Raw genomic sequence first — 19,951 nt, forward strand, 5'->3', positions numbered from 1 at the left:
CACCTTAACATTTTAAAAACATACATATTTAGGCATATAACGGTGCTTTTACACACATTTATATTAGATTATTTCATTTGTAACATTTAACTGGTTCTAGAGGCTTATACTTTATTTTAAATTGGTTATTTAGAACATAGTTTATTTAAAATTAATAAATACGTTAAAGGATCTTAATATAAATCACTTTTTACATCGTGGTTGATTTTCGTGCAAGACGTCGCTTTCCGCGGGAGTCTTCGTCTTGCACGAAAATCAACCGCTAAAAGCACCTACATACATGATGATCGCCATAACAATAAAAAAATCCGAACGCGTTGGATTCTCCATCAAGAATCTCAATTCATCGTTCGGATTTCCCTTCAACTAAAATGCTTTTATCATAGCCTTTTTATTTGAAATTAAAATACCTGCAATACTTGTTAATACGGCTGCCACTGAAGCATTCTAGCTGCCTCAAACCTTTTTTCTACATTCGGCCAGTAAACGATTTTCCACCAATTATCAACGTATGGATCACGTTCATTTTTGTACTGTAAATAATATGCGTGTTCCCATACGTCTAATACAAGCAGCGGAATCGTATCCCACTGCGTGAGAAGCTGATGGCGCTCAGCTTGCAGAACTTCAAGCTTTCGGGAACGCGGCGACCATACTAAGATTGCCCAACCAACACCTTCTACTTTTTTAGCGGCTTGAGAAAAGTGCATCATAAACTTCTCATAGCTGCCAAAGTCTTTTTGAAGCTGCTGCAGCAGCTGTCGTCTCGGTCGTCCTCCTCCTTCTGGACTCATAATCTCCCAAAAGATTGTGTGTAAGTAATGACCGGAGCCATGAAAAGAAGCTTCCCGTTCCCAATGTTTTATGAGGTCAAAATTGTTTGTGTTACGTGCTTGCTGCAGCATGAGCTCTGCTTTATTTAATCCATCGACATAGCTTTGGTGATGCTTGCTGTGATGAAGACGCATAATTTCCCGGTTAATATACGGTTCAAGAGCTGAATAGCTATAGCCAAGCGGCGGCAGCTCGTGCTGTCCTGGCGCTATCGATTCTCGCTCCCTGCCATCGTCTCCAAGCCGCTCTTTTAAAACTTTATCAATATGCCGCACTGCATTATTGATTTCTTCTAACGTATATTCGTTGACATCTTCTTCGCTTAAATATTCAAGAACGTCTTCTTGCGTGCGCGTTATATATGACGTTATATCTACTTCTGTAATGGCTTCTTCAAATACAGGATCACATACTTGTTCAAGCCAGGTCTGAACTTCCATCAAGTATCTTTTTCTCTCATCTTGATCGGCCATACTTCCCCTCCTTACACCTCATCTTCACTATCATATTCAAAAGAAAAAGCAACATAACTTCCTACTTGTATCTATTGAGGTAGAAAATTCGACATAAAAAAGCAAGAGCTCCTTAAAGGATAAACTCTTGCCTTTTTTCTTATATCTTCTTCGCCATATTCACATAATCAATCGTTTCTTGCTTACTAACAGCTGCGTGCTTCAACTTCGGGTTATAATAGAGCTCCACTTTTATATTATTAATTTCACAGCCGTCTGGCATATCCTGCAAATCCGTTAGAAACGGCAGCAAGTGATTGTTCATATCGTATTCAAACGCCCCGTTTTGCAAGTAATACACCTTTGGCACATAGTTAATATGGCGAAAAAACTTCACTACGTTAATTCGCTCACCGTATGAGGCGATCACTTCATCTTCTGTGAGGTTAGGATAAGATAAATTAAACACCTGTTGAACCGGTGTTTTTAGCCATTTGGTTAAGCAAGTCTGCGGATTATTGACAAGCGCTTTTGCTCCTTTTACGTACCCCGCTAAAAACATTGACATAAAGCCGCCGCCCGAAGATCCGTAAAATAGCACATTAGACGAACTCACCTGTACTTTTTTCATGAACTTTTCAATTAAAACCGCAATGTCTTTTAAATAAAAACGGTCGCTTGTCCCTTGCCCCCACGCAAGCGACACCTTTCCTAAATAAAGCGTAGGATCGTTATAATAAATAATTGAATCTTGGAATTCATTCATCCACGAATGGCGCTGAAAATATGGAGGACCTGCCGGCATTTCTTGACTTGCTCCTCCTCCTGAACCAAACACAAGCAAATGAGAAGACTCTTTTTTCAGCCTTACTAAAAACTCAAACAGCACTCCGTTCCACTCGACTCCTACTAAAATGGGCTTATCAAACGGCAGCTGAAGTTCATCCAGCTTTTCATACGTACTAGTTATCTTTTCATATTGATCAAGCAACAGCTCTGCAACTCACTTTCCTTAAAATGATCCGTCTTATGCGTCTGACATTGATCATGGCTCTGTAAAAAAAGAACCTGTTACAGTGTATGAAAATCAGTGGACAAATGTTTGTACACGTTATCAAAAATAGGCCTTACCTACATATCCTCCTAGGCTTCTGTCACGAAATAAAACTCTCTACATACGATACAGCATCATAAAAAATTCAAGGATAGGAGCTGGAGACCCTTGTCAACGCCCTATATGGATTACAATAATCCAAACGTACAATACTTTTCTGATGTGAACAAAAACAGACTTAATACGCGAAACGATCAAAATTACATTAACCGATTGGGCCGGGATGTGCTCAACACATTAGGAAATGTATCATTACTTGATATTTACTTAAGCAAAAGCCGCGTAGTCGAACCGCACTATCACCAAAATGCCGCTGAGCTTGTCTACTGCATTTCAGGCTCAGCCGTCGTTTCATTAATCGATCCGTTTAACAACGAAGTCACAAATATTCCGATTACTCCCGGTCAAGTAGCCAATATCCCTCAAGGCTGGTGGCACTGGGAAATTGCGTCTGAAGACAATACGCATTTACTTGCCATTTTTGACGCCCCTTACCCGGAATATATTTTTGGATCGGACATTTTAAATAAAACGCCTATTGAAGTCCTTGCTCACACGTACTGCTTGGATCCGGAGCAGCTAAAGGAAACGCTGGCTCCGCTAAAAAATCAAACCATCGTGATTGGACCAACGGACGAATGCGGAGAAAAAGAACACTATAAAAAGAAAAAACAAGTAGGCCCTGTACACCACCAGCAGCCTACTTATACGTATCCTCCGCCTCAAAATCCTTATTACTCTCCTCAAAATCCCTATCACTATCGATATTGGTAGAGACAAAAAAAACCCGCTGCCAGTGCAACGGGGTTTTTTAACGAATACATAACGTTATTAATCTGTATATGTACTGTGAAAAGCGGCTTCAATATATGCAACTTGGAAATGATAATGTCCAATTAAATATTTCACAATGTCCACTTGATCGATTTTGCCAGGCTTATCGACCATCGCTTCTTTCACCATTTTTTCAAATGTACCTTGATCAAATTGTTCTTCATGAATAACAATTGTTTCAGAGTACGTTTCGCCTTGCCCTTCTGAAATGCGGTAGTAATACAATTTCTTCACCTCAATTTATATTAAATGTATGTATACCCTTAACTACTCATTTTAAAACATTTTTTCAGCGTTCTTTTTCTACTTTACGATAGGCTGCGGCTTTTGCTTTTACGAGCAGCCTTGTAACCCAATACGCTACTAACGTTATTCCTATATCAATCAGAAAAATATAAAACAAGCTCATTCCTTTTCCTGAATCAATAAATTTAAAATGGTGTTCAAGAGGGGCTAGCCCAAATGAAAAAACAGCGCTCAGCAGAATTGTATACAGATAAAAATTCTTTTGGTGATTCGTACAATATTGATAAAGCAGCAGAAAGCCTACCGGCAAAATAGAAGCGGTAATATTCGTTGCGTTCGGAAGCAGCGGCGTTAAAAAAAACGTGTGCGTTAAATGACCGCTTCTCCCAAGTGCAATATCAATATATGCCCAGAGCATGTGCACTGTGTAACCGAAGAAAAACACCTCAAAGATCCTCGTCCGATCTACGGTAAAATACAACAACACAAGAGGAAGAACGAGCGAAGCAAGCACCACCCAAAACTGCCAGTTTCCAAAATCTGAATACTGATGCCAATACGACGATAATAACTCCTGCAGCTTATCGCTTTGTTCATGTATGTGTCCCCAGTATCGTTCATAACTCACTGAAGTAACCTCCTATATAGAGTCTCTGCTTATGTATGTACGAATAAGCTCCATTTTATACAGAGAAACATGGAAAGCGGCCATTTATTGCTTGTGATCACCCAAATAGGTCACCAGGAGTTCACGTTCAATGATTTTGCTCGCTTTTCGATCAACAGCGTACGCTTTTGCTGTTGCCCTTGAGCTAACTGACGCGGATAGCTTCTCATCTTTAAAATGCAGCGCGACTCCGTCATCTACAGCGTAGCCTTCTTTCATTTCCCTGCTTGCCATTAACTCATGATACGAAGGTCTTCGATTGCTTTCTCCGTCGTAGTGAGGACAGTTGCTGCCCGTTAAAAATCCTAAACAGTCGATTTTAGACAGTTTATTGTTCATTGAATCGGTGACGCCTTCTTCAAACCAGCAAATCGAACCTGCGCTTATTCCTGCTAAGATTATTCCTTTTTTATAAGCTTCTTTTAGAATTGTATCAAGTCCCCACTCTTTCCATAAAGAAAGCATATTCCTTGTATTACCGCCGCCTACATACAAAATATCGTGCTGCAGCACATATGCTTTTAAATCTATAAAGTTTCGTGCAAACAGCGATAAATGAGACGGTGTACATACCAACTCCTCAAACGCTTCATAAAACCTTTCTATATAATTATCGGCATCTCCGCTGGCTGTAGGGATAAAACAGATTTTTGGCATATCTACCTGAGCTTGTGAAAGTATGTATTGATCCAGAAGCAAGTTATCCGGCTCCATCGAAAAACCTCCGCCGCCCATGGCTATAATTTGTCTCATTTCAATTCTTCCTTTCAAAAAAGTGATACAGGAAATGTAAATTCATACTATTTCAAACAAGAAGTTTTCCGTATAATGGAAGAGTGATAAAAAGGTGGTGCAAAGCTCTTGAAAATAGTACGAACACTTTTACTAATACTAGGCATTTTTATTATCTTGTTTTGTATCTTTGGCTATATCGATTATAACGGTCAAAAAATGGAACTAGGACCCAAACAAGAAAAAAACATTCCTTCTTCCATAAGCATTGACGGGAGAACTATTACGCTATCTGCTGTAAGCGAAAAATACGATAAAACGCAGTTTGGCTTTTTTGTTATCCAAAACAATTCGACGCATACCTTAACAATTCCTTATGAAAATACGGCGGATCACTTAAAAGACGGCAAGTGGTACGAAGTTGTGCTAAACGGATTAGAGTTCCCTGATAAAACCGTCACGCTGAAGCCAGGAAAATCACTCAAACTAGATATCGCAACTCCTAACTACAAAGTAGGAAAATATCGTTTTGTTCAACACTTTAAAGATGAAAACGGAAAAGAGTATGTACTAGCGGCTCCTTTTGAAATCGTTTGGCCGAGTCTTAAAAATGTTCTCGGACAGTTTGATTAAAGGTAAAAAAGCACTTACCTGCTATGAGGTAAGTGCTTTTTATCAGTTCTGATTTAAAACACGAAGCGTAACTTGCTTTGTTCCGACTTTTACCGTCTCTCCGTTTTTGATGGCTTCTTTCACACTGAGACTGTGCAGCAGAAGATTTTCTTGAAGCAGCGTTTCAAACTTCGCAACGGCTTCCTTCACTTCTTCGTCTCCGCTAAGTTCCAAATCAATACGTAAGTTCACGGGTAAATCCAGCTTTTTGCGATAATCTTGAACCGCTCGAATTACTTCACGAGCGACTCCTTCCTGCACGAGTTCTTCGATTAAAGCCGTATCCAACACCGCAGTGTACGTGCCGTTGGATGCAACTGCAAAACCTTCTTTTGGCACTTTTTCAACGAGTACGTCTGCCGTTTCAAGCGTTAGGTTTTCTCCTGAAGCAAGCGTAACACTCAGCTTGCCTTGTTCAACAAACTCTTTCCCTTTCTCTTCTGAAAGGTTTTTCAGCGCTTGGTTGACCTCATTAACTTGTTTCCCGAACTTTGGCCCAGCCTGTTTAAAATCAAGTTTTAATACGTATGAAACAAGTTTGTCGTCGTCTTGCTCCACGTTAAAGTTCTTTACATTAAGCTCATCTTTGATGACATCATGGTATGCTTCCCACTCTACATCTTCTTCCGTTACCACAAGTGAAAGACTTTGCAGAGGCTGCTTTACTTTTAACGAATGCGTATTTCGGATGCTTCGGCCTAGCTCAACTACTTGCAGTACCACTGCCATTTCTTTTTCCAGCTTTTCATTCACTTTGGTTTGATCATACACAGGATAGTCTGCTAAATGAACGCTTTTCCCTGTTAGATTTTCATGAACATCATCCGCAACAAACGGCGTAAACGGGGCTAATAGTTGACTTAATGTCACTAGTACTTCATGAAGCGTATCGTAAGCTGCTGCTTTTTCTCCGTCCATTCCTTCTGACCAAAAGCGATCGCGGGAACGTCGCACATACCAGTTGCTTAGCTCTTCAATGAATACAGCGATTTCACGAGCCGCGCTTGTAAATCCGTAATCTTCAAGATGTACTGTTGCGCGCTTGACCGTGCTGTGCAAACGCGAAAGAATCCACTCATCCAATTTTGTTTTTTTTAATTCATACGTTTGCTCCGGATCATAGCCGTCAAGCTTAGCGTACAGCACGTAAAAGCCGTACACGTTCACAAGTGTATCAATGACTTTTGACTTCGCTTCTTGCACGACACGCTCTGAAAATTTCTTCGGATTCCAAGGTGCACTGTCTGCTAAAAGCGCCCATCTAAGCGCATCAGCACCAAATGTATGAATAAGATCAACAGGGTCTAGCGCATTTCCTTTACTTTTAGACATCTTTTGACCGTTTTCATCTAAGACGTGACCAAGAGACAAAACGCGCTTATACGGTGCTTTTCCTGTAAACAGCGTTGAAACTGCCATCAAGCTGTAAAACCAGCCGCGCGTTTGATCAATTCCTTCTGCGATAACGTCTGCCGGGAACTGCTTTTGAAACAGCTCGCTGTTTTCAAACGGATAGTGATACTGTGCAAACGGCATCGACCCGCTGTCAAACCAAACGTCAATCACTTCCGGCGTTCGCTTCATTTCTCCGCTGCAGACCGGACACGTTAGCTGCACGTCATCTACATATGGCTTATGAAGTTCAATGCTGTCATCCACGGAATGAGACGCATGTTTCTGAAGCTCTTTGATGCTTTTTGGAGCTACTTGATGCTGACATTCTTCGCATTCCCATACGTTCAGCGGCGTTCCCCAGTAGCGCTTTCTGCTGATGTTCCAGTCCACCATATTTTCCAAAAAGTTGCCAAAGCGACCGTACTTGATATGATCCGGGTACCACTTCACGCTTTCATTATTTTTCAAAAATTGTTCTTTTAACGCCGTCGTTTGGATAAACCAGCTTTCATTTGCGTAATAAAGAAGCGGCGAGTCGCATCGCCAGCAAAACGGATAGCTGTGCTCATGCTTTTCTTTATGATACAGCACGCCTTCGTTTGCTAAATAACGAACGATATCAACGTCGCAGTCTTTCACGAAACGTCCTTGAAAAGGCGGCACTTCAGACGTGTACTGTCCTTTTTCATCCACTACGTTCACAAATGAAAAGCCGTTTTCTTTTACAACTCTGTAATCATCTTCGCCGTAAGCAGGTGCTAAATGAACAACTCCTGTTCCGCTTTGATCCGTTACGTAATCAGCCGTTACGACTTCATGACCTTTTTCAACGTTCACAAAATTAAACGGCGGCTCATACGACATTCCTTTTAACTCATTTCCTTTATGATGAGATAAAACGCTATATTCTCCTTTTAACACTTTGTCTGCGAGCGCTTCTGCCACTATATACACGCTGTCGCCTTGCTCAGCGCGAACGTAGTTCATCTCTTCATGCACCGCAAGCGCCACGTTTGACGGAAGCGTCCAAGGCGTTGTCGTCCACCCTAAAAAATACTCATTATCGCGGTTTTTCACTTTAAATTTCACCGTTACCGTTAAATCTTTTACATCTTTATACCCTTGCGCTACTTCATGCGAACTCAGCGACGTTTGACAGCTCGGGCAGTAAGGTGATACGCGGTGGCCTTTATAAAGAAGTCCTTTGTCATGAATCGTGCCAAGCACGTTCCATACGCTTTCAATGTATGAATTCTCCAAGGTGATGTAAGGGTCTTCCATATCAACCCAATAGCCAAGCTGCTCCGTGAACGTGCGCCACTGCTTTTCATACACAAACACACTTTCCTTACACTTGTTGATAAAAGCTTCTACGCCGTATTTTTCAATGTCATGCTTCCCTGAAATTCCGAGCTGCTTTTCGACACCGAGCTCTACCGGTAGTCCGTGCGTATCCCAGCCTGCTTTTCGGATCACTTGATGCCCCGTCATCGTTTTATAACGAGCCACCACGTCTTTAATCGTCCGGCCTAGCGCGTGCCCAACGTGAGGCAAACCGTTTGCTGTTGGAGGTCCTTCATAAAATACAAACGAAGGATGCCCCTCTCGGTTTTCAACCGACTGCTGAAACACATTTCCTTTTTGCCACTGCTGCTGGATACGCTGTTCGCGCTCTTGCGAAGACTCCCTTACATTCACTTCTTTCATGTGATACCACTCCTTTTAAAGTTAAAAGCACACAAAGAAACCCGTCCCTATGACTAGGGACGGGTTTTAAACCGCGGTACCACCCTGGCTTCTATTGATCCGTTCATCAATAGCACTCAGCAACGTACAATCATACGCGTTCTTTTTAACGGTAGACTACCGTTCAAACTTACTTATAGTTCAGTTTGACTTCTCAGAGAGGATATTCCCCTGCAGCTTGAACACCGGCTTTCAGCTATCACCAGCTCTCTGTGGAACAAACTTGCAGCGTACTGATTCTCTTCAACGAATTTGTGTGCTTTTATTAGTAGCTATTGTATGCGGTTTGGAAGGGAATGTCAATGTTTATGATATTTATGTATGTTTCTCCGTATAACGTAGCCATCTATTGATAAAATAACTGCTTACCACTGTTTGCTGCCTTTTTCACGCTCTCAGGAAAAGGAAATATACACAAAAAACCACCTCATTTAAGGTGGGTATTATTTGGCTCTCCGACTTGAAAGACGCTTTTTAAAACCAGTTAATAAACGGCGGAATGCTCTGAGGGAAATGAAATAGATTGCACGGATCATATGCTCGTTTCACTTCTCGAAGCTTTTTAAAATTCTCTCCATAATACGCCGTTGGCCAATCTCTGATGAGCCGGTCCGGCCAGTTCACATAATCTCCAGTTGTATATCTCGATAAAGCATTCCTTAAGTCTTCAATCCATCGAATGTTTACTCGCTCTTCTGAAGGATGGCTCCATGTAGCAAGGTACTCCTGTGCGGTAACAGCATCTCTATAATAAAAGGCCGTTTCATTAGAGGCAACTTCCTCTACTGCTCCCCCGAGAGATTGGTGCCAAATACTAGATTTTTCATTCGGAGCATTTTCTAAAAAATGCTTCATTGTTAAAATAGCGTCTTTTGGAAAAGGTTTATTAAGAAAAGAACCTGACCTTTTTCGAGGGGCGGGTTGGTTTCCGCTCGGATCGTCAAAAAATTGTACAGCTTCAATATATGAAACTTCCTTTATTACTACTTTTTTAGGACACCCAACATCTATTAAAGGCTGCAGAAGTTCCTTTAACTTGAATGATGAACCAACGAATTCACCTTGAGCAATAATCTGATTCGCTTCTTTCGATTTTAACTCAATCTCCGAAGTTAAGCGCTTATCGGTATTTGTGGCCCAGTGCTGCCATGCATCAAAAGCAGCTTCGAAATCTTCCCATTCCCATGTAATTGAAAAGATTGACACCTTTGAAATAGGCTGCACCTTAAAGGTAAGAGACGTAACAATACCAAAGTTTCCGCCCCCGCCGCCACAACACGCCCAAAAGAGATCACTGTTGTGATTTTTATTTGCCTTAATGAGTTCAACTTCTCTCTGTTCATTTACGATCGCCATTTCAACTTCAACCAAATTATCACAGGTAAGCCCAAACAGCCTTGATAACATCCCAATTCCTCCGCCAAGCACAAGGCCTACAAGACCAACACTGCTTTCCGTTCCTGCAGGGATAGTCGTTCCTTTTTTCCATAATTCATTATATACTTTCCCTAGATTAGCTCCTGCTTCTATTTTCGCTGTCATGTCTTTAGAGTTGAACGTGATTCTATCCATTTCACTAACATCAATCACTAATCCACCGTTTACTAATGAAAAATTTTCATAGCTATGCCTACCGCTTCTTATTCGAAATGGGACATGATTTTCCTTTACCCATTTCAATGCATTTACTACATCGTTTGTATTCTGACAAAATACAATTATTCTCGGAAATTTAGGCACACCTAAATTATTATTTGTTCTAGCCTGATCATATTCCACATCATCAGGTGTAACGATTCGTCCAGTAAGCTTTGTTTCCTCCACGATATAACCCCTTTCTTAATACAGATAAGATGCTATATCCTATGAATTTTCTTCAGAAAAGACACACAGTTTAAAGGGAGGAAAAAGAGAGTAGAAAACTTACCGGAGGGGTTCTGGATAAGTGTGCTAATTTATTTTTAACGTATTTTAAATGACGCCACTATATGTAAATTACTTCCTAAGTATAAACATAGCAATCTATCATGTGCAAAAATCAATTTATATCACTTGCTTGATATCTAGCGGGTCCTCTAAACACTTCTCTAACATGCCACCCAAGAAAATCTTCATTCGGCTGATACGCCGGATGAATCGGATCTCTAAGCTTTTGTCCGTGAAATTTCATAAGCCACTCTTCAAATCCATTTGTGCCGTGTGCTTGAGTTGCCACTAAGAGCTCATTATGATCTGAAAAAGTAAAAACTCCTCGATCAAATAATTTATGATGCATTGAACATAACGCGATTCCGTTACTTTCAATATCTGGTCCTCCCGCTTGATGCCACTTAATATGAGCGGCCTCTACACCAACTAAATTATGTCCAAGACGAACGTTAAACCCACAAACAGCGCAGCTATATCCGTAAGCTTGAAGAATTTTCTCTCGAAACTTTGGATCTCTTCTTCTCTTTAACTGTGTTTCAAAATCCAAGCCTACGGCTCTTAATATATCTTCATGGATCGTATCCGGAAAATGCTCATTTAATAAAAATTGCGCGACGTCTTGAAGCAGCGTAGGATCATTTGCAAAAAGGTTATAAACATCTTGTCTAAAACCGCCTACTATATTTGTACTCAGTAAATATTTATCTGTAAAGCTACGCTTATCAACTTCTTCGCTTAGCTCCCATATTCCATCTCCTGTCAAACGAACAAAAGGATGCTCTGGATGGTAGGAACTCCGAGAAGGTCCAAACTCCATAAGCAGCTCTTTTAAAGGGATTTTCACCTCGCTATACGGCAGGTGCATTCGTTGCTTGGTCTGTAGCTGACCTAGGGCATACAGTATCAACAATGGTTTGTGCGGAGCTCTTTGATCCCTTTTTTTCCAGATGTTTAAGTTCTTTATTTTTTGAAGTACTTCGTCTCTGTTCATAAGCTTGCTTTAACTCCCATCTATAAAACTATTTAAAACCTTAGAGCTAAGACCGTTTTTGAAAAAGTATTAATAAATGTAAGTATAATAGCTAATTCTATTATATGACAGCATCAGATGAGCAAGGGAACTTTATTTGCAGACGCGTTTACAAAACGCTACTTTAAGCTTTCTTATCCAAGTTGTTTTATTTAAAGAATTCTTTTTTCATATCTTCTCTGCTTTTAAAACTTACTCGTTCTGCGCCTTTAATACCTACATTAAATAATCTCTCACAAAGAAAAAAGCTCTCCAAGAAACATATAGGAGAGCTTTTAAAGGTTGCATAAATATCTTTATCGTTGGGATTTTCTATACCCAGCTGCCTGTGCATCCGCTTCTGAACAGAACCAAACAATATTATCTTGAGTTCTATCATAATAAGCTCCGCCAGGTACATGGTAAATTTTCGAATTTTTGTTACCTTTGATTTGTCCCGAACAAGACATATTAGACTGTTGATCATCACTCGGATCATTTTCAAATGGCTTATAATTTCCACTGTTGCTAGTAGAACTGCTAGGTGTAGACTGTTGACTAGCTGCTTGTTGTTGAGCTTTACGCTCTGCTTCTTGTTTTGCAGCTTGCTCCTCAGCTTTTCGTTCCGCTTCTTCTTTCGCCGCTTGCTCTTGAGCTTTTCGTTCTGCCTCTTCTTTTGCCGCTTGCTCCTGAGCTTTTTGTTCTGCCTTTTCTTTTGCTGCTTGTTCTTCAGCTTTTTGTTTTGCTTCTTCTTTTGCTGCTTGTTCTTCAGCTTTTTGTTTTGCTTCTTCTTTTGCTGCTTGTTCTTCAGCTTTTCGTTTTGCTTCTTCTTTTGCCGCTTGCTCCTCAGCTTTTTGTTTTGCTTCTTCTTTTACTGCTTGCTCCTCAGCTTTTTGTCTTTTCTCTTCTTTTGCTGTTTTATCACTATCATTCTTTTCAACTTTTTGCTTGCTGCTATCAGCACCATCTTTTTTAGATGAAACAGTGACGCTGTTTTGCGAAGAACTTACTTGAGTTGAAGCAGGGGTAGAAGTTGATTCTCCATCTGTAAAAGCTACAGCAATAAAAAAACAACTAATAATTAAATATAGATAAGAAAATAATACACGTTTTCTTGTTTTGATTTTAAATTTAGGCAATACCCACTTTGGCTTTATTAATCCAACAAATAAGCCTGTGATGCTTAAAAACAGAATTAGTAAAGCTAGTCCCATAATAAAATTATGAGTAGCTGCTGGTAATAAGGGATGTAATATGAATAAAAGAATTAAGGTGTAAACAGTAGAAGCCATAAACATTTTCCAAGTTGTCTGTGAACGATATCCTAATACCTTAGTCCAGACAGGTCTTTTTACTACGTTAACTTCCATAGAAGAGTGGTTACGAATAACTTGCTCTACTTCCTTTCCTTTTACCTCTATTGTAATATCTCTATTTTCACCATGACCTACAAATGTAAATACTGATTTTGCAATGCTATGGTCAATTGTAACGCTAGAGAAATCAGCCCATTCATACCGCTCAATTAACATTAAATTCTGTTCAGCGTTGTTGTTAAATTCATAAAAATTCATACCTTTATCGTCTACTGCCGAGTAACATACATTTGAACTTCTTTTCCCGTAATTAGCTTTTGATACTAGCAACAGCTTATTTTGACTATTTGTATAATTGTTCTCTATATAAGCTTTTGCAATTGCTTCATTGGATTCTTTTTGGTTCTTATACCTTGTCTTAGACATTTTGACCTTTCCCTCACTCTTTCTTGATTCCTTACACTAAAAATAGATAAGTTAGTGTGGACCTACTAATATTCGATTCATATGCAACTAATCTATCTTACAATAAAATGTTGTATAAACGGGTATTATATTTCCTTTAATTTCTTTAAAAGGGCTATTTTAGATTTGACCTGCACTTATAAAGGGAATGAAAAGATTAAAAGAAGGAACGAAATGTTATGAGTATAATATTTTCAGCTTCATTTCCATTTTCATACTCTTTCTTGTTCTTATTTTTGTAATTAAGCAAGGAAATGTTCCTTATTAACAACATCTACTCAAATAAAACCATCGGCTAAGATTTAGCCGATGGTTTGGTTCGTTAGAGTCTTTATTTATTTCTAAGAATGTTCATCTACATAACCTGGCTTCTAAAGGAGCGGTAAAAGAGATAATCATACCTCTACAACACATAAAATAAATATATACAGAATGATACGTCTCATGAAATTTGAAAGGAGAAATCACCTTTGACAAAATATCGGATTATGACCTTTGATGGAGGCGGTACTTTAGGTGCTTTAAGTTTACAGCTTCTGAATAGATTGGCTCACCGAAACCCAGAGTTAATTAGTAAAACCAATGTTTTTTCAGGAAATTCAATTGGTTCATTTACTGCTCTTGCGTTAGCAAGCGGAAGATCACCAGAAGAGACGTTTCAGTTTTTCAAAGATCACATCTTACCGGCGTTCAGCGTTTCCCGACCGGGCGGACCTGTTTTTAACCAACAACTACCCTATTCTGGTTTTATTAAAGCCATACGAACGTTTTTCCCCCGAGACCTTCGCCTTAGAGACTTAAAGAAACGAATTGTTGTGCCATCCTTTCACTTATTTTCACCGGAGCTGAACCGTTGGAATCCTGTGTTATTTCATAACTTTCCTGACTCCCCTTATCTTAATGAAAAAGCGAGTGACGTAATACTTAGGAGCAGCGCTGCTCCCGCAACGCAAAGAGCTTATCAAAACTACGTGGATGGGTATACAGTAGCAACTAATACCAGTACAGCTAGTATCGCGTTTGCAGTGGGAAAAGCAAAGCAGCCGTTGGATCAAATTGCCGTATTGTCCATCGGAACAGGTGAGCAGCCCACTCAATTAAGAAGAGATACCAAGGGATGGGGAATGGTTAGTGCCGATAACATACGACCTGAAGATATGGAGGACCTTCCGCCAAATTGGGGAGTGCTTTTAGACCGGTCTCCTAATGAACCCTTGCTGCCATTTCTTCAGATTATCTCTGGTGGATCGAGCTACTATGAATCAATGGTCAGCTCTGAGCTTTTAGGCGATCAGTTTTTCCGGTTAAATCCGCGGATTCCTAATTTCTCTAAAACAGATCCTTCGGTTGTTCCCGCTCTTATTTCAATTGCTAATAAAACAAATTTACGGCCTGCATTTCATTTCATTGAAAAAAACTGGAATTGCTAATGTTTTTTGAGAAGAGTATTGAAATAGGGAATTTGTTGTTTTATGAACACGAATTCCTTTTTCATTCTTGCCTATTTCCCCTATTAGATATTAGAACTTTACGCTTTTCAGCATTTTAAAAATGAATTTTTCTTGTTTTTCCCCTTGTTTCTCTGTTAAATGATCTCCAGTGTATTTGTAATAAAGCTCGATTACTTTATCCGTATTTTCATCTGCTATATATGCTACATATGTATTTGGAACATACTTGATATTGTTCTTTACAACTTTTTCTTCAGTTCCTTTAAAATATGTATATGCTGAATCGTAATATATACTGATATGCGCTGTTTCTATCTTTTTTGGTTGATTCACATGTAGGTTCTTTTTGAACAGACTCTCTACATTTACCTCCTCATTTTCTTTTACCTTCTCTGCCAGTTCTACGTTTATGTATGAAATTCCATTTTTATTATTAAAGGAGTTTTCCGAAGAAGCCACCCATCGCTCATAAGCATTTCCATTGAGAGAGTAGTCTTCTTTATTTTCATGAATTAACTGATACTCCTCTGGAAACCACATCGTATACTGCCCTGTCTTCGATTTAAACTCATAAAATCCATCATCTACTTTTTTATCTTTTTCTAAAAATTCTCGTGTAAAGTGATCATTAAAAGCGGGGACGTTTGGATAACGGGTTTCATTTCCCATCCATATACCTCCTATTAAAATAGTAGCTCCAGCAATGACTGCACTAACTATTTTTGTGCGTTTTTTCATCATAGCACCTCCTTTTACTTATGTTACGACCTATATTTTATACATGTTCGATACTACCACACTTATACTAGGAGAGACATGAGCTTAATGAATGAAAGACTCACAAATAGTCGCTACCACTCTACCAAAAAAGGAAAAGTCGCCTCCAACCACAACAACCGCTAGCTCCAAAAAGGAACTAGCGGTTGTTCATAATCTCTCAGAAACCATTCACTCTTCCACCGGCTTCTGCTCATCTGTTAACGTATCAATTTTAGTAATTTGAAGTTTGTCTTTGCCAGCAGCTTTCACATGATAAATTCGTTCTTTTTTAAACTGCGTGCTCGCGTCATATGAATCAGTGAACGTGTACACTTCGTTTGTATAAATGCTGTAGGTTCCGTCATCATGTGACTCTGTTTTTGTCACTAAAAATTGATCGTTAGCAAACGATACGTTTTTGCCGGCGAGTGATGTGATATAGCTTTTTAACTGTTTATACACTGGCTGATTCGAGTCGATATAGGGTGCCATCCCACTAAAGTCTCCGCTGTTTAAACTTGAAAAGTAAGCAGCTTTATAGGAGATAAAAAAGTTTTCAAGCTCCGTTTTGCTTACAGAATCTGGTTTGACATCTTCATTTTTTAACGGCTTCGTGCTGGGCGCTTCTTTTATATCTGAGCTTGTTTCTGCCGTTTGATTGTCATGATTCATATATACAATCGTCATTAATAAGACAAGGACGATAGCGGCTCCTATTAAAATAGGAAAAGTGCGCCGTGATGATTGCTGCTTTTTGAGCACGGGAAAGTCTGCGTAGGATGGCAGTGTAACAGGTTCTATATCTACCTTTAACCGAGCTAATGGCTTTGGTATTTCCGTGCTTTTTACACTGGCAAGCGGCTGAAGCGCTAAAAATTCTTCATATGCAACAATAAACTCGTTTACTGCTATTCCTTTATACATGCCGTAAATTCGGTTCCATAGCTCTTGACACCGAGTATCCTTTATATCTTCACTCAGTTCGTTAAAAAATGGTCGTGATTTTTTAATAAAAGCCGCTAACCACGTTTGATGAGCGTCGACTTTGTGGACTGCATGTAGGTCGGTAAGTGATTGCTTTAACTTGGCATGTTCATTTGCATCGTTTTGGCTAATCACTTCCATACTGCGTTCCGTTTCTTTCAGCACGGTAGAAAGACTTCCGCTCATTTTTTCTTGTAGCGCATCAAACTGACTGCGAACATCCGGCCAGTGCAGTTCGAGTAACTGTTTTTGTGCAGTCGTGGCTTTTCGAATGCTTTCATTTAGCTCATGCTGCTTTGTGCGAAAGGCGGTCGTTTTTTGTTTGGTCACTACTTTATTTTTGCTTAGCTGATGCCATTCTTGCTTTAAACTCTTGTCTTCTTCGAGTACTGTGGCTGTCGCTTGTTTTACATGTTCATGCTTTTTTTGAAAGTCAACGAACGCTGACAAATACGTATTCCAGTTTTCCTTCATTTCTTTTAACGATGACGTGTTAGCATGTTTTTCTGTTAGTTGAAAAAAGTCATTTCTAAACGCCACCATATCCGCTTCGGAAGAAAGTTCTTTTCCGAAAAGCTCTGTAACACTTCTATGTATGCTTTGTTCAATCTGTTTCATATTGCTTTGACGCTTGTTTATGTACTCCGGATAGTCGCTTGAAAGAAACGTCACCATTGTATATTCACTGTTGTTCATATTGTACTCTGTCCGTTCTTTTTCCAGTTCGTCATACAGTTTCTGCAGATGACGTTCTACTATGGAGAGAAATTTTTCTTTATCCATCCCGTCTACTTCTTCTTTTAGCATGTTTAAAGATTCCGTTTCTTCAATAAGAGATTCCTTTTCTTTATATAGCTGTATCCACCTTTCTAGTAAATGTGCTGCTGATTCATTCCAGTGGCTTGTATTCATCGTTTGCTTCACCTGTTGTTTTTATTTTTATCCTTTTTTAACTATACAGGAATTTAACAGAAATTTTATTACAGTTTTATTACTCTTGAAAGATAAGGTTCAAGCTTTCTAGAGCCGCTTCTAGCGTTTGTTTATCTCCTTGATCGTAGCTATGTGCCACAAGCACTACGGTTGTAAATACGGCTTTCCATTTTGCAAGCCTGTGCGTTTCTTCATCTACTTCTCCGTATTCTTTGAAAAAACGAGCTCTTCCTTTAGATGGTAGGAAGCTATAGGCAATCGCTAGGTCGACTGCTGGGTGACCTATATGAACATCTCCCCAGTCAATGATGCCTGAAACCATATTGGTTTGATTAACAATCATGTTTTTAATATGAAGATCTCCGTGAACTAGTACATGTTTTTCTTGATAGTGAATTTCTTGTATGTCATTTACATAGTCTTCAAGAATCTCTTGTTTTGAATAAAGATTACGCTCCTTCATTTGCTTGACATACTTTTCTAACACCGGCTTTCGCTTCATCATATCCAATCTATTTAATTTATCAAATGGAACAGCAAGCTCTTGCGCTTTTGAATACGGATAGTGATGCAGCGTGCGAAGAAACCTTGCTAGTACAGAAGCGGATTGTATGCGTTCTTCTTCTGTTAATCGTGCAGGTGGAGTTCCTTGCACGTAGTGATAGCCCATAAACGGCCAAGGATAGACTGCATTCGGCTTACCGAAAAAAATGGGTTCGGCAATGGATAGCGGCAGCTGAGAAGCAAGGCTTGGTAAAAGCCGGTTTTCCGTTTTTAGTAGTCTCACTGCGAGTTCTCGTCTAGGAAACCGGAAAACAAACCGGTCGTTTACTTGATAAACCGTATTGTCAAAGCCGTAGCCAAGCAGCGAAATTGTAGCGGGCGCAAGTTCTGGAAACTGCGTCTCGATTAGCGTTTTGGCAAGCGGTGCTGATACAATTTGTTCTGCATCCCATGCATTTGGCACTGTGATCACCTTTCTTTAACGTTTAGTTTGTATGTAAAGTATACTACAAAAGTGAAAAAACCTCTGACTCGTTGTCAAAGGTTTTTTCACTATACGTATTAGACATTCACCGAGTTAAAAAACTGCGGTAAATGAGATTTATGCGCGTCTAACATTTCGTCCAAGAGCTGCTTGGCAATAGTATCAGACGGGACTAACGGATTGATTGTCATTGCAACAAGCGCGGTATTGTAATCTCCTGTAACCGCTGCTTCGGCTGCAACGCGTTCAAAAGATTTGATTTGCTGCACAAGTCCTCGAACAGCTACAGGTAAATCACCAACTGCAATTGGCTTTGGCCCTTCTTTTGTAATCACGCAGCTCACTTCAACAGCAGAATCATTTGGAATGCTGGCAATTGCCCCATTGTTAATGGTATTTACAGGCTGGATATCGCCTTTATCATTATAGATAGATGAAATTAAGCTGCATGCAGCATCACTGTAGTACGCGCCTCCTCGCTTTTGAAGCTGAGGCGGTTTAATTGCAAGATTAGGATCTTTATAGAGCTCAAATAAGTCTTTTTCTAACGCGCGCACTACTTCAGCTCGCGTACCTTCGAGCTCAGCTGCATTTTGCTCTTCTTGCAGCATTTCGTTTGTTTTATAATAATAGCGGTGATAGCCGCATGGAATAATTCCTAGGCCTTTAATAAAGTCAGGATCCCATGAAACTCCTTTGATATTTCGCATAGACATCGCATTCGTCGGGTCTGCCATGGCGTCAATCACTTGATCTTTCACGCTCACTCCGTCTAAAAAGACATCTAATCCAAAGACCATATGATTTAACCCGGCAAAGCTCACCTGTACGCGGCTTTCGTCTACTTCTAGTGCTTTAGCAATCCCCATGCGAATACCGATTGGCACGTTGCATAAGCCCACTACTTTTTTATGATTGCTATAGCGTAAAATGGCTTCTGTCACCATACCAGCTGGATTTGTAAAGTTTACAAGCCACGCATTTGGACACAGTTCTTCTATATCTTTAACAATACTTAAAATCACAGGAATTGTGCGCAGCCCTTTGAATAATCCGCCCGGTCCATTCGTTTCTTGCCCAATCACGCCGTATTTTAACGGAATTCGTTCATCTTTCATCCTTGCGTCTAACAATCCTACGCGGAATTGTGTAGTGACAAAGTCGGCATCTTTTAACGCTTTTCTTCGATCCAGCGTAAGATGAATATCAATTGGTACTCCTGCTTTTTCAACCATTCGTTTTGCTAGGTTTCCAACAATCTCTAGCTTTTCTTTTCCTTCTTCTACATCTACTAGCCAAAGCTCTCGTACAGGCAGCTCGTCATAGCGCTTAATAAATCCTTCGACAAGCTCCGGCGTATAGCTTGAACCTCCGCCAATGGTTACAATTTTAATTCCTTTTGTCATTTCAATCCCTCCGCTATAA

General features: G+C 39.8%; 16 protein-coding genes and 1 other annotated feature. Of the genes, 3 read left to right on the forward strand and 13 right to left on the reverse strand.

Annotated features, from left to right (window positions below):
• Positions 1-422: 422 nt before the first annotated feature.
• Together MKX72_RS13825 and MKX72_RS13830 are read right to left on the reverse strand one after the other, a co-directional pair.
• Entirely contained in the window at positions 423-1,307 is an 885-nt protein-coding gene (locus tag MKX72_RS13825; protein WP_016764472.1) for a superoxide dismutase, read from the reverse strand.
• Positions 1,308-1,446: 139 nt separating this feature from the next.
• The gene (locus tag MKX72_RS13830; RefSeq protein ID WP_155008033.1) at positions 1,447-2,277 is read right to left on the reverse strand and encodes a glycosyl transferase family 2; all 831 of its coding nucleotides are present in this window, start codon (positions 2,275-2,277) and stop codon (positions 1,447-1,449) included.
• A 231-nt stretch (positions 2,278-2,508) separates the two neighbouring features.
• Here MKX72_RS13830 and MKX72_RS13835 point away from each other — a divergent pair, with 231 nt between their 5' ends.
• The gene (locus tag MKX72_RS13835; RefSeq protein WP_155008032.1) at positions 2,509-3,174 is read left to right on the forward strand and encodes a cupin domain-containing protein; all 666 of its coding nucleotides are present in this window, start codon (positions 2,509-2,511) and stop codon (positions 3,172-3,174) included.
• A gap of 57 nt (positions 3,175-3,231) precedes the next feature.
• Here MKX72_RS13835 and MKX72_RS13840 read toward each other — a convergent pair whose 3' ends face one another.
• The 3 genes from MKX72_RS13840 to MKX72_RS13850 form a co-directional block, all read right to left on the reverse strand.
• Positions 3,232-3,468 (reverse strand): hypothetical protein, encoded by a 237-nt coding sequence (locus MKX72_RS13840; RefSeq protein ID WP_226313298.1) that lies wholly within the window; start codon positions 3,466-3,468, stop codon positions 3,232-3,234.
• Between the two features lie 55 nt (positions 3,469-3,523).
• A complete protein-coding gene (locus MKX72_RS13845; protein ID WP_028413033.1) occupies positions 3,524-4,108 on the reverse strand; it encodes a hypothetical protein in 585 nt (194 codons plus the stop codon).
• A gap of 84 nt (positions 4,109-4,192) precedes the next feature.
• Positions 4,193-4,900 (reverse strand): Type 1 glutamine amidotransferase-like domain-containing protein, encoded by a 708-nt coding sequence (locus MKX72_RS13850; RefSeq protein ID WP_155008031.1) that lies wholly within the window; start codon positions 4,898-4,900, stop codon positions 4,193-4,195.
• A gap of 108 nt (positions 4,901-5,008) precedes the next feature.
• Here MKX72_RS13850 and MKX72_RS13855 point away from each other — a divergent pair, with 108 nt between their 5' ends.
• A complete protein-coding gene (locus MKX72_RS13855) occupies positions 5,009-5,512 on the forward strand; it encodes an immunoglobulin-like domain-containing protein (protein ID WP_155008030.1) in 504 nt (167 codons plus the stop codon).
• Between the two features lie 42 nt (positions 5,513-5,554).
• On the opposite strand, the gene ileS is transcribed toward MKX72_RS13855, so the two are convergent.
• From ileS to MKX72_RS13875, 4 genes are all read right to left on the reverse strand, one after another.
• Positions 5,555-8,653, reverse strand: coding sequence for an isoleucine--tRNA ligase (gene ileS, locus MKX72_RS13860; RefSeq protein WP_155008029.1), 3,099 nt, complete (start codon positions 8,651-8,653; stop codon positions 5,555-5,557).
• Between the two features lie 52 nt (positions 8,654-8,705).
• Positions 8,706-8,948: a binding site (T-box leader), on the reverse strand.
• 218 nt (positions 8,949-9,166) lie between these two features.
• A complete protein-coding gene (locus tag MKX72_RS13865) occupies positions 9,167-10,516 on the reverse strand; it encodes an FAD-binding oxidoreductase (protein ID WP_155008028.1) in 1,350 nt (449 codons plus the stop codon).
• Positions 10,517-10,730: 214 nt separating this feature from the next.
• Positions 10,731-11,612 (reverse strand): phosphorothioated DNA-binding restriction endonuclease, encoded by an 882-nt coding sequence (locus tag MKX72_RS13870; RefSeq protein ID WP_155008027.1) that lies wholly within the window; start codon positions 11,610-11,612, stop codon positions 10,731-10,733.
• Between the two features lie 335 nt (positions 11,613-11,947).
• A complete protein-coding gene (locus tag MKX72_RS13875; RefSeq protein ID WP_308012823.1) occupies positions 11,948-13,372 on the reverse strand; it encodes a sunset domain-containing protein in 1,425 nt (474 codons plus the stop codon).
• A gap of 509 nt (positions 13,373-13,881) precedes the next feature.
• Between MKX72_RS13875 and MKX72_RS13880 the strand changes: the two genes are divergently transcribed.
• Positions 13,882-14,841 carry a patatin-like phospholipase family protein gene (locus MKX72_RS13880; RefSeq protein WP_155008025.1) on the forward strand — a complete coding sequence of 320 codons (960 nt, stop codon included), beginning with the start codon at positions 13,882-13,884 and terminating at the stop codon, positions 14,839-14,841.
• 90 nt (positions 14,842-14,931) lie between these two features.
• On the opposite strand, the gene MKX72_RS13885 is transcribed toward MKX72_RS13880, so the two are convergent.
• The 4 genes from MKX72_RS13885 to MKX72_RS13900 form a co-directional block, all read right to left on the reverse strand.
• Positions 14,932-15,600, reverse strand: a complete 669-nt coding sequence (locus tag MKX72_RS13885; protein ID WP_033579271.1) for a hypothetical protein — start codon at positions 15,598-15,600, stop codon at positions 14,932-14,934.
• A 210-nt stretch (positions 15,601-15,810) separates the two neighbouring features.
• Complete coding sequence (locus MKX72_RS13890) at positions 15,811-17,517, reverse strand: TcaA NTF2-like domain-containing protein (protein ID WP_155008024.1); 1,707 nt, start codon at positions 17,515-17,517, stop codon at positions 15,811-15,813.
• A gap of 79 nt (positions 17,518-17,596) precedes the next feature.
• Positions 17,597-18,505, reverse strand: coding sequence for a phosphotransferase (locus MKX72_RS13895; protein WP_155008023.1), 909 nt, complete (start codon positions 18,503-18,505; stop codon positions 17,597-17,599).
• A gap of 98 nt (positions 18,506-18,603) precedes the next feature.
• Positions 18,604-19,932 (reverse strand): 6-phospho-beta-glucosidase, encoded by a 1,329-nt coding sequence (locus MKX72_RS13900; RefSeq protein WP_048019128.1) that lies wholly within the window; start codon positions 19,930-19,932, stop codon positions 18,604-18,606.
• Positions 19,933-19,951 lie beyond the last annotated feature (19 nt).

It is taken from the genome of Priestia sp. FSL R5-0597 (assembly GCF_038006305.1).
Lineage (GTDB): Bacteria > Bacillota > Bacilli > Bacillales > Bacillaceae_H > Priestia > Priestia zanthoxyli.

Excerpts from the sequence above, each read along its gene's own strand:
- MKX72_RS13825 (WP_016764472.1), bottom strand. The coding sequence starts at position 1,307 with ATGGCCGATCAAGATGAGAGAAAAAGATACTTGATGGAAGTTCAGACC.
- MKX72_RS13850 (WP_155008031.1), bottom strand. The coding sequence starts at position 4,900 with ATGAGACAAATTATAGCCATGGGCGGCGGAGGTTTTTCGATGGAGCCG.
- ileS (WP_155008029.1), bottom strand. The coding sequence starts at position 8,653 with ATGAAAGAAGTGAATGTAAGGGAGTCTTCGCAAGAGCGCGAACAGCGT.
- MKX72_RS13870 (WP_155008027.1), bottom strand. The coding sequence starts at position 11,612 with ATGAACAGAGACGAAGTACTTCAAAAAATAAAGAACTTAAACATCTGG.
- MKX72_RS13875 (WP_308012823.1), bottom strand. The coding sequence starts at position 13,372 with ATGTCTAAGACAAGGTATAAGAACCAAAAAGAATCCAATGAAGCAATT.
- MKX72_RS13885 (WP_033579271.1), bottom strand. The coding sequence starts at position 15,600 with ATGAAAAAACGCACAAAAATAGTTAGTGCAGTCATTGCTGGAGCTACT.
- MKX72_RS13890 (WP_155008024.1), bottom strand. The coding sequence starts at position 17,517 with ATGAATACAAGCCACTGGAATGAATCAGCAGCACATTTACTAGAAAGG.
- MKX72_RS13900 (WP_048019128.1), bottom strand. The coding sequence starts at position 19,932 with ATGACAAAAGGAATTAAAATTGTAACCATTGGCGGAGGTTCAAGCTAT.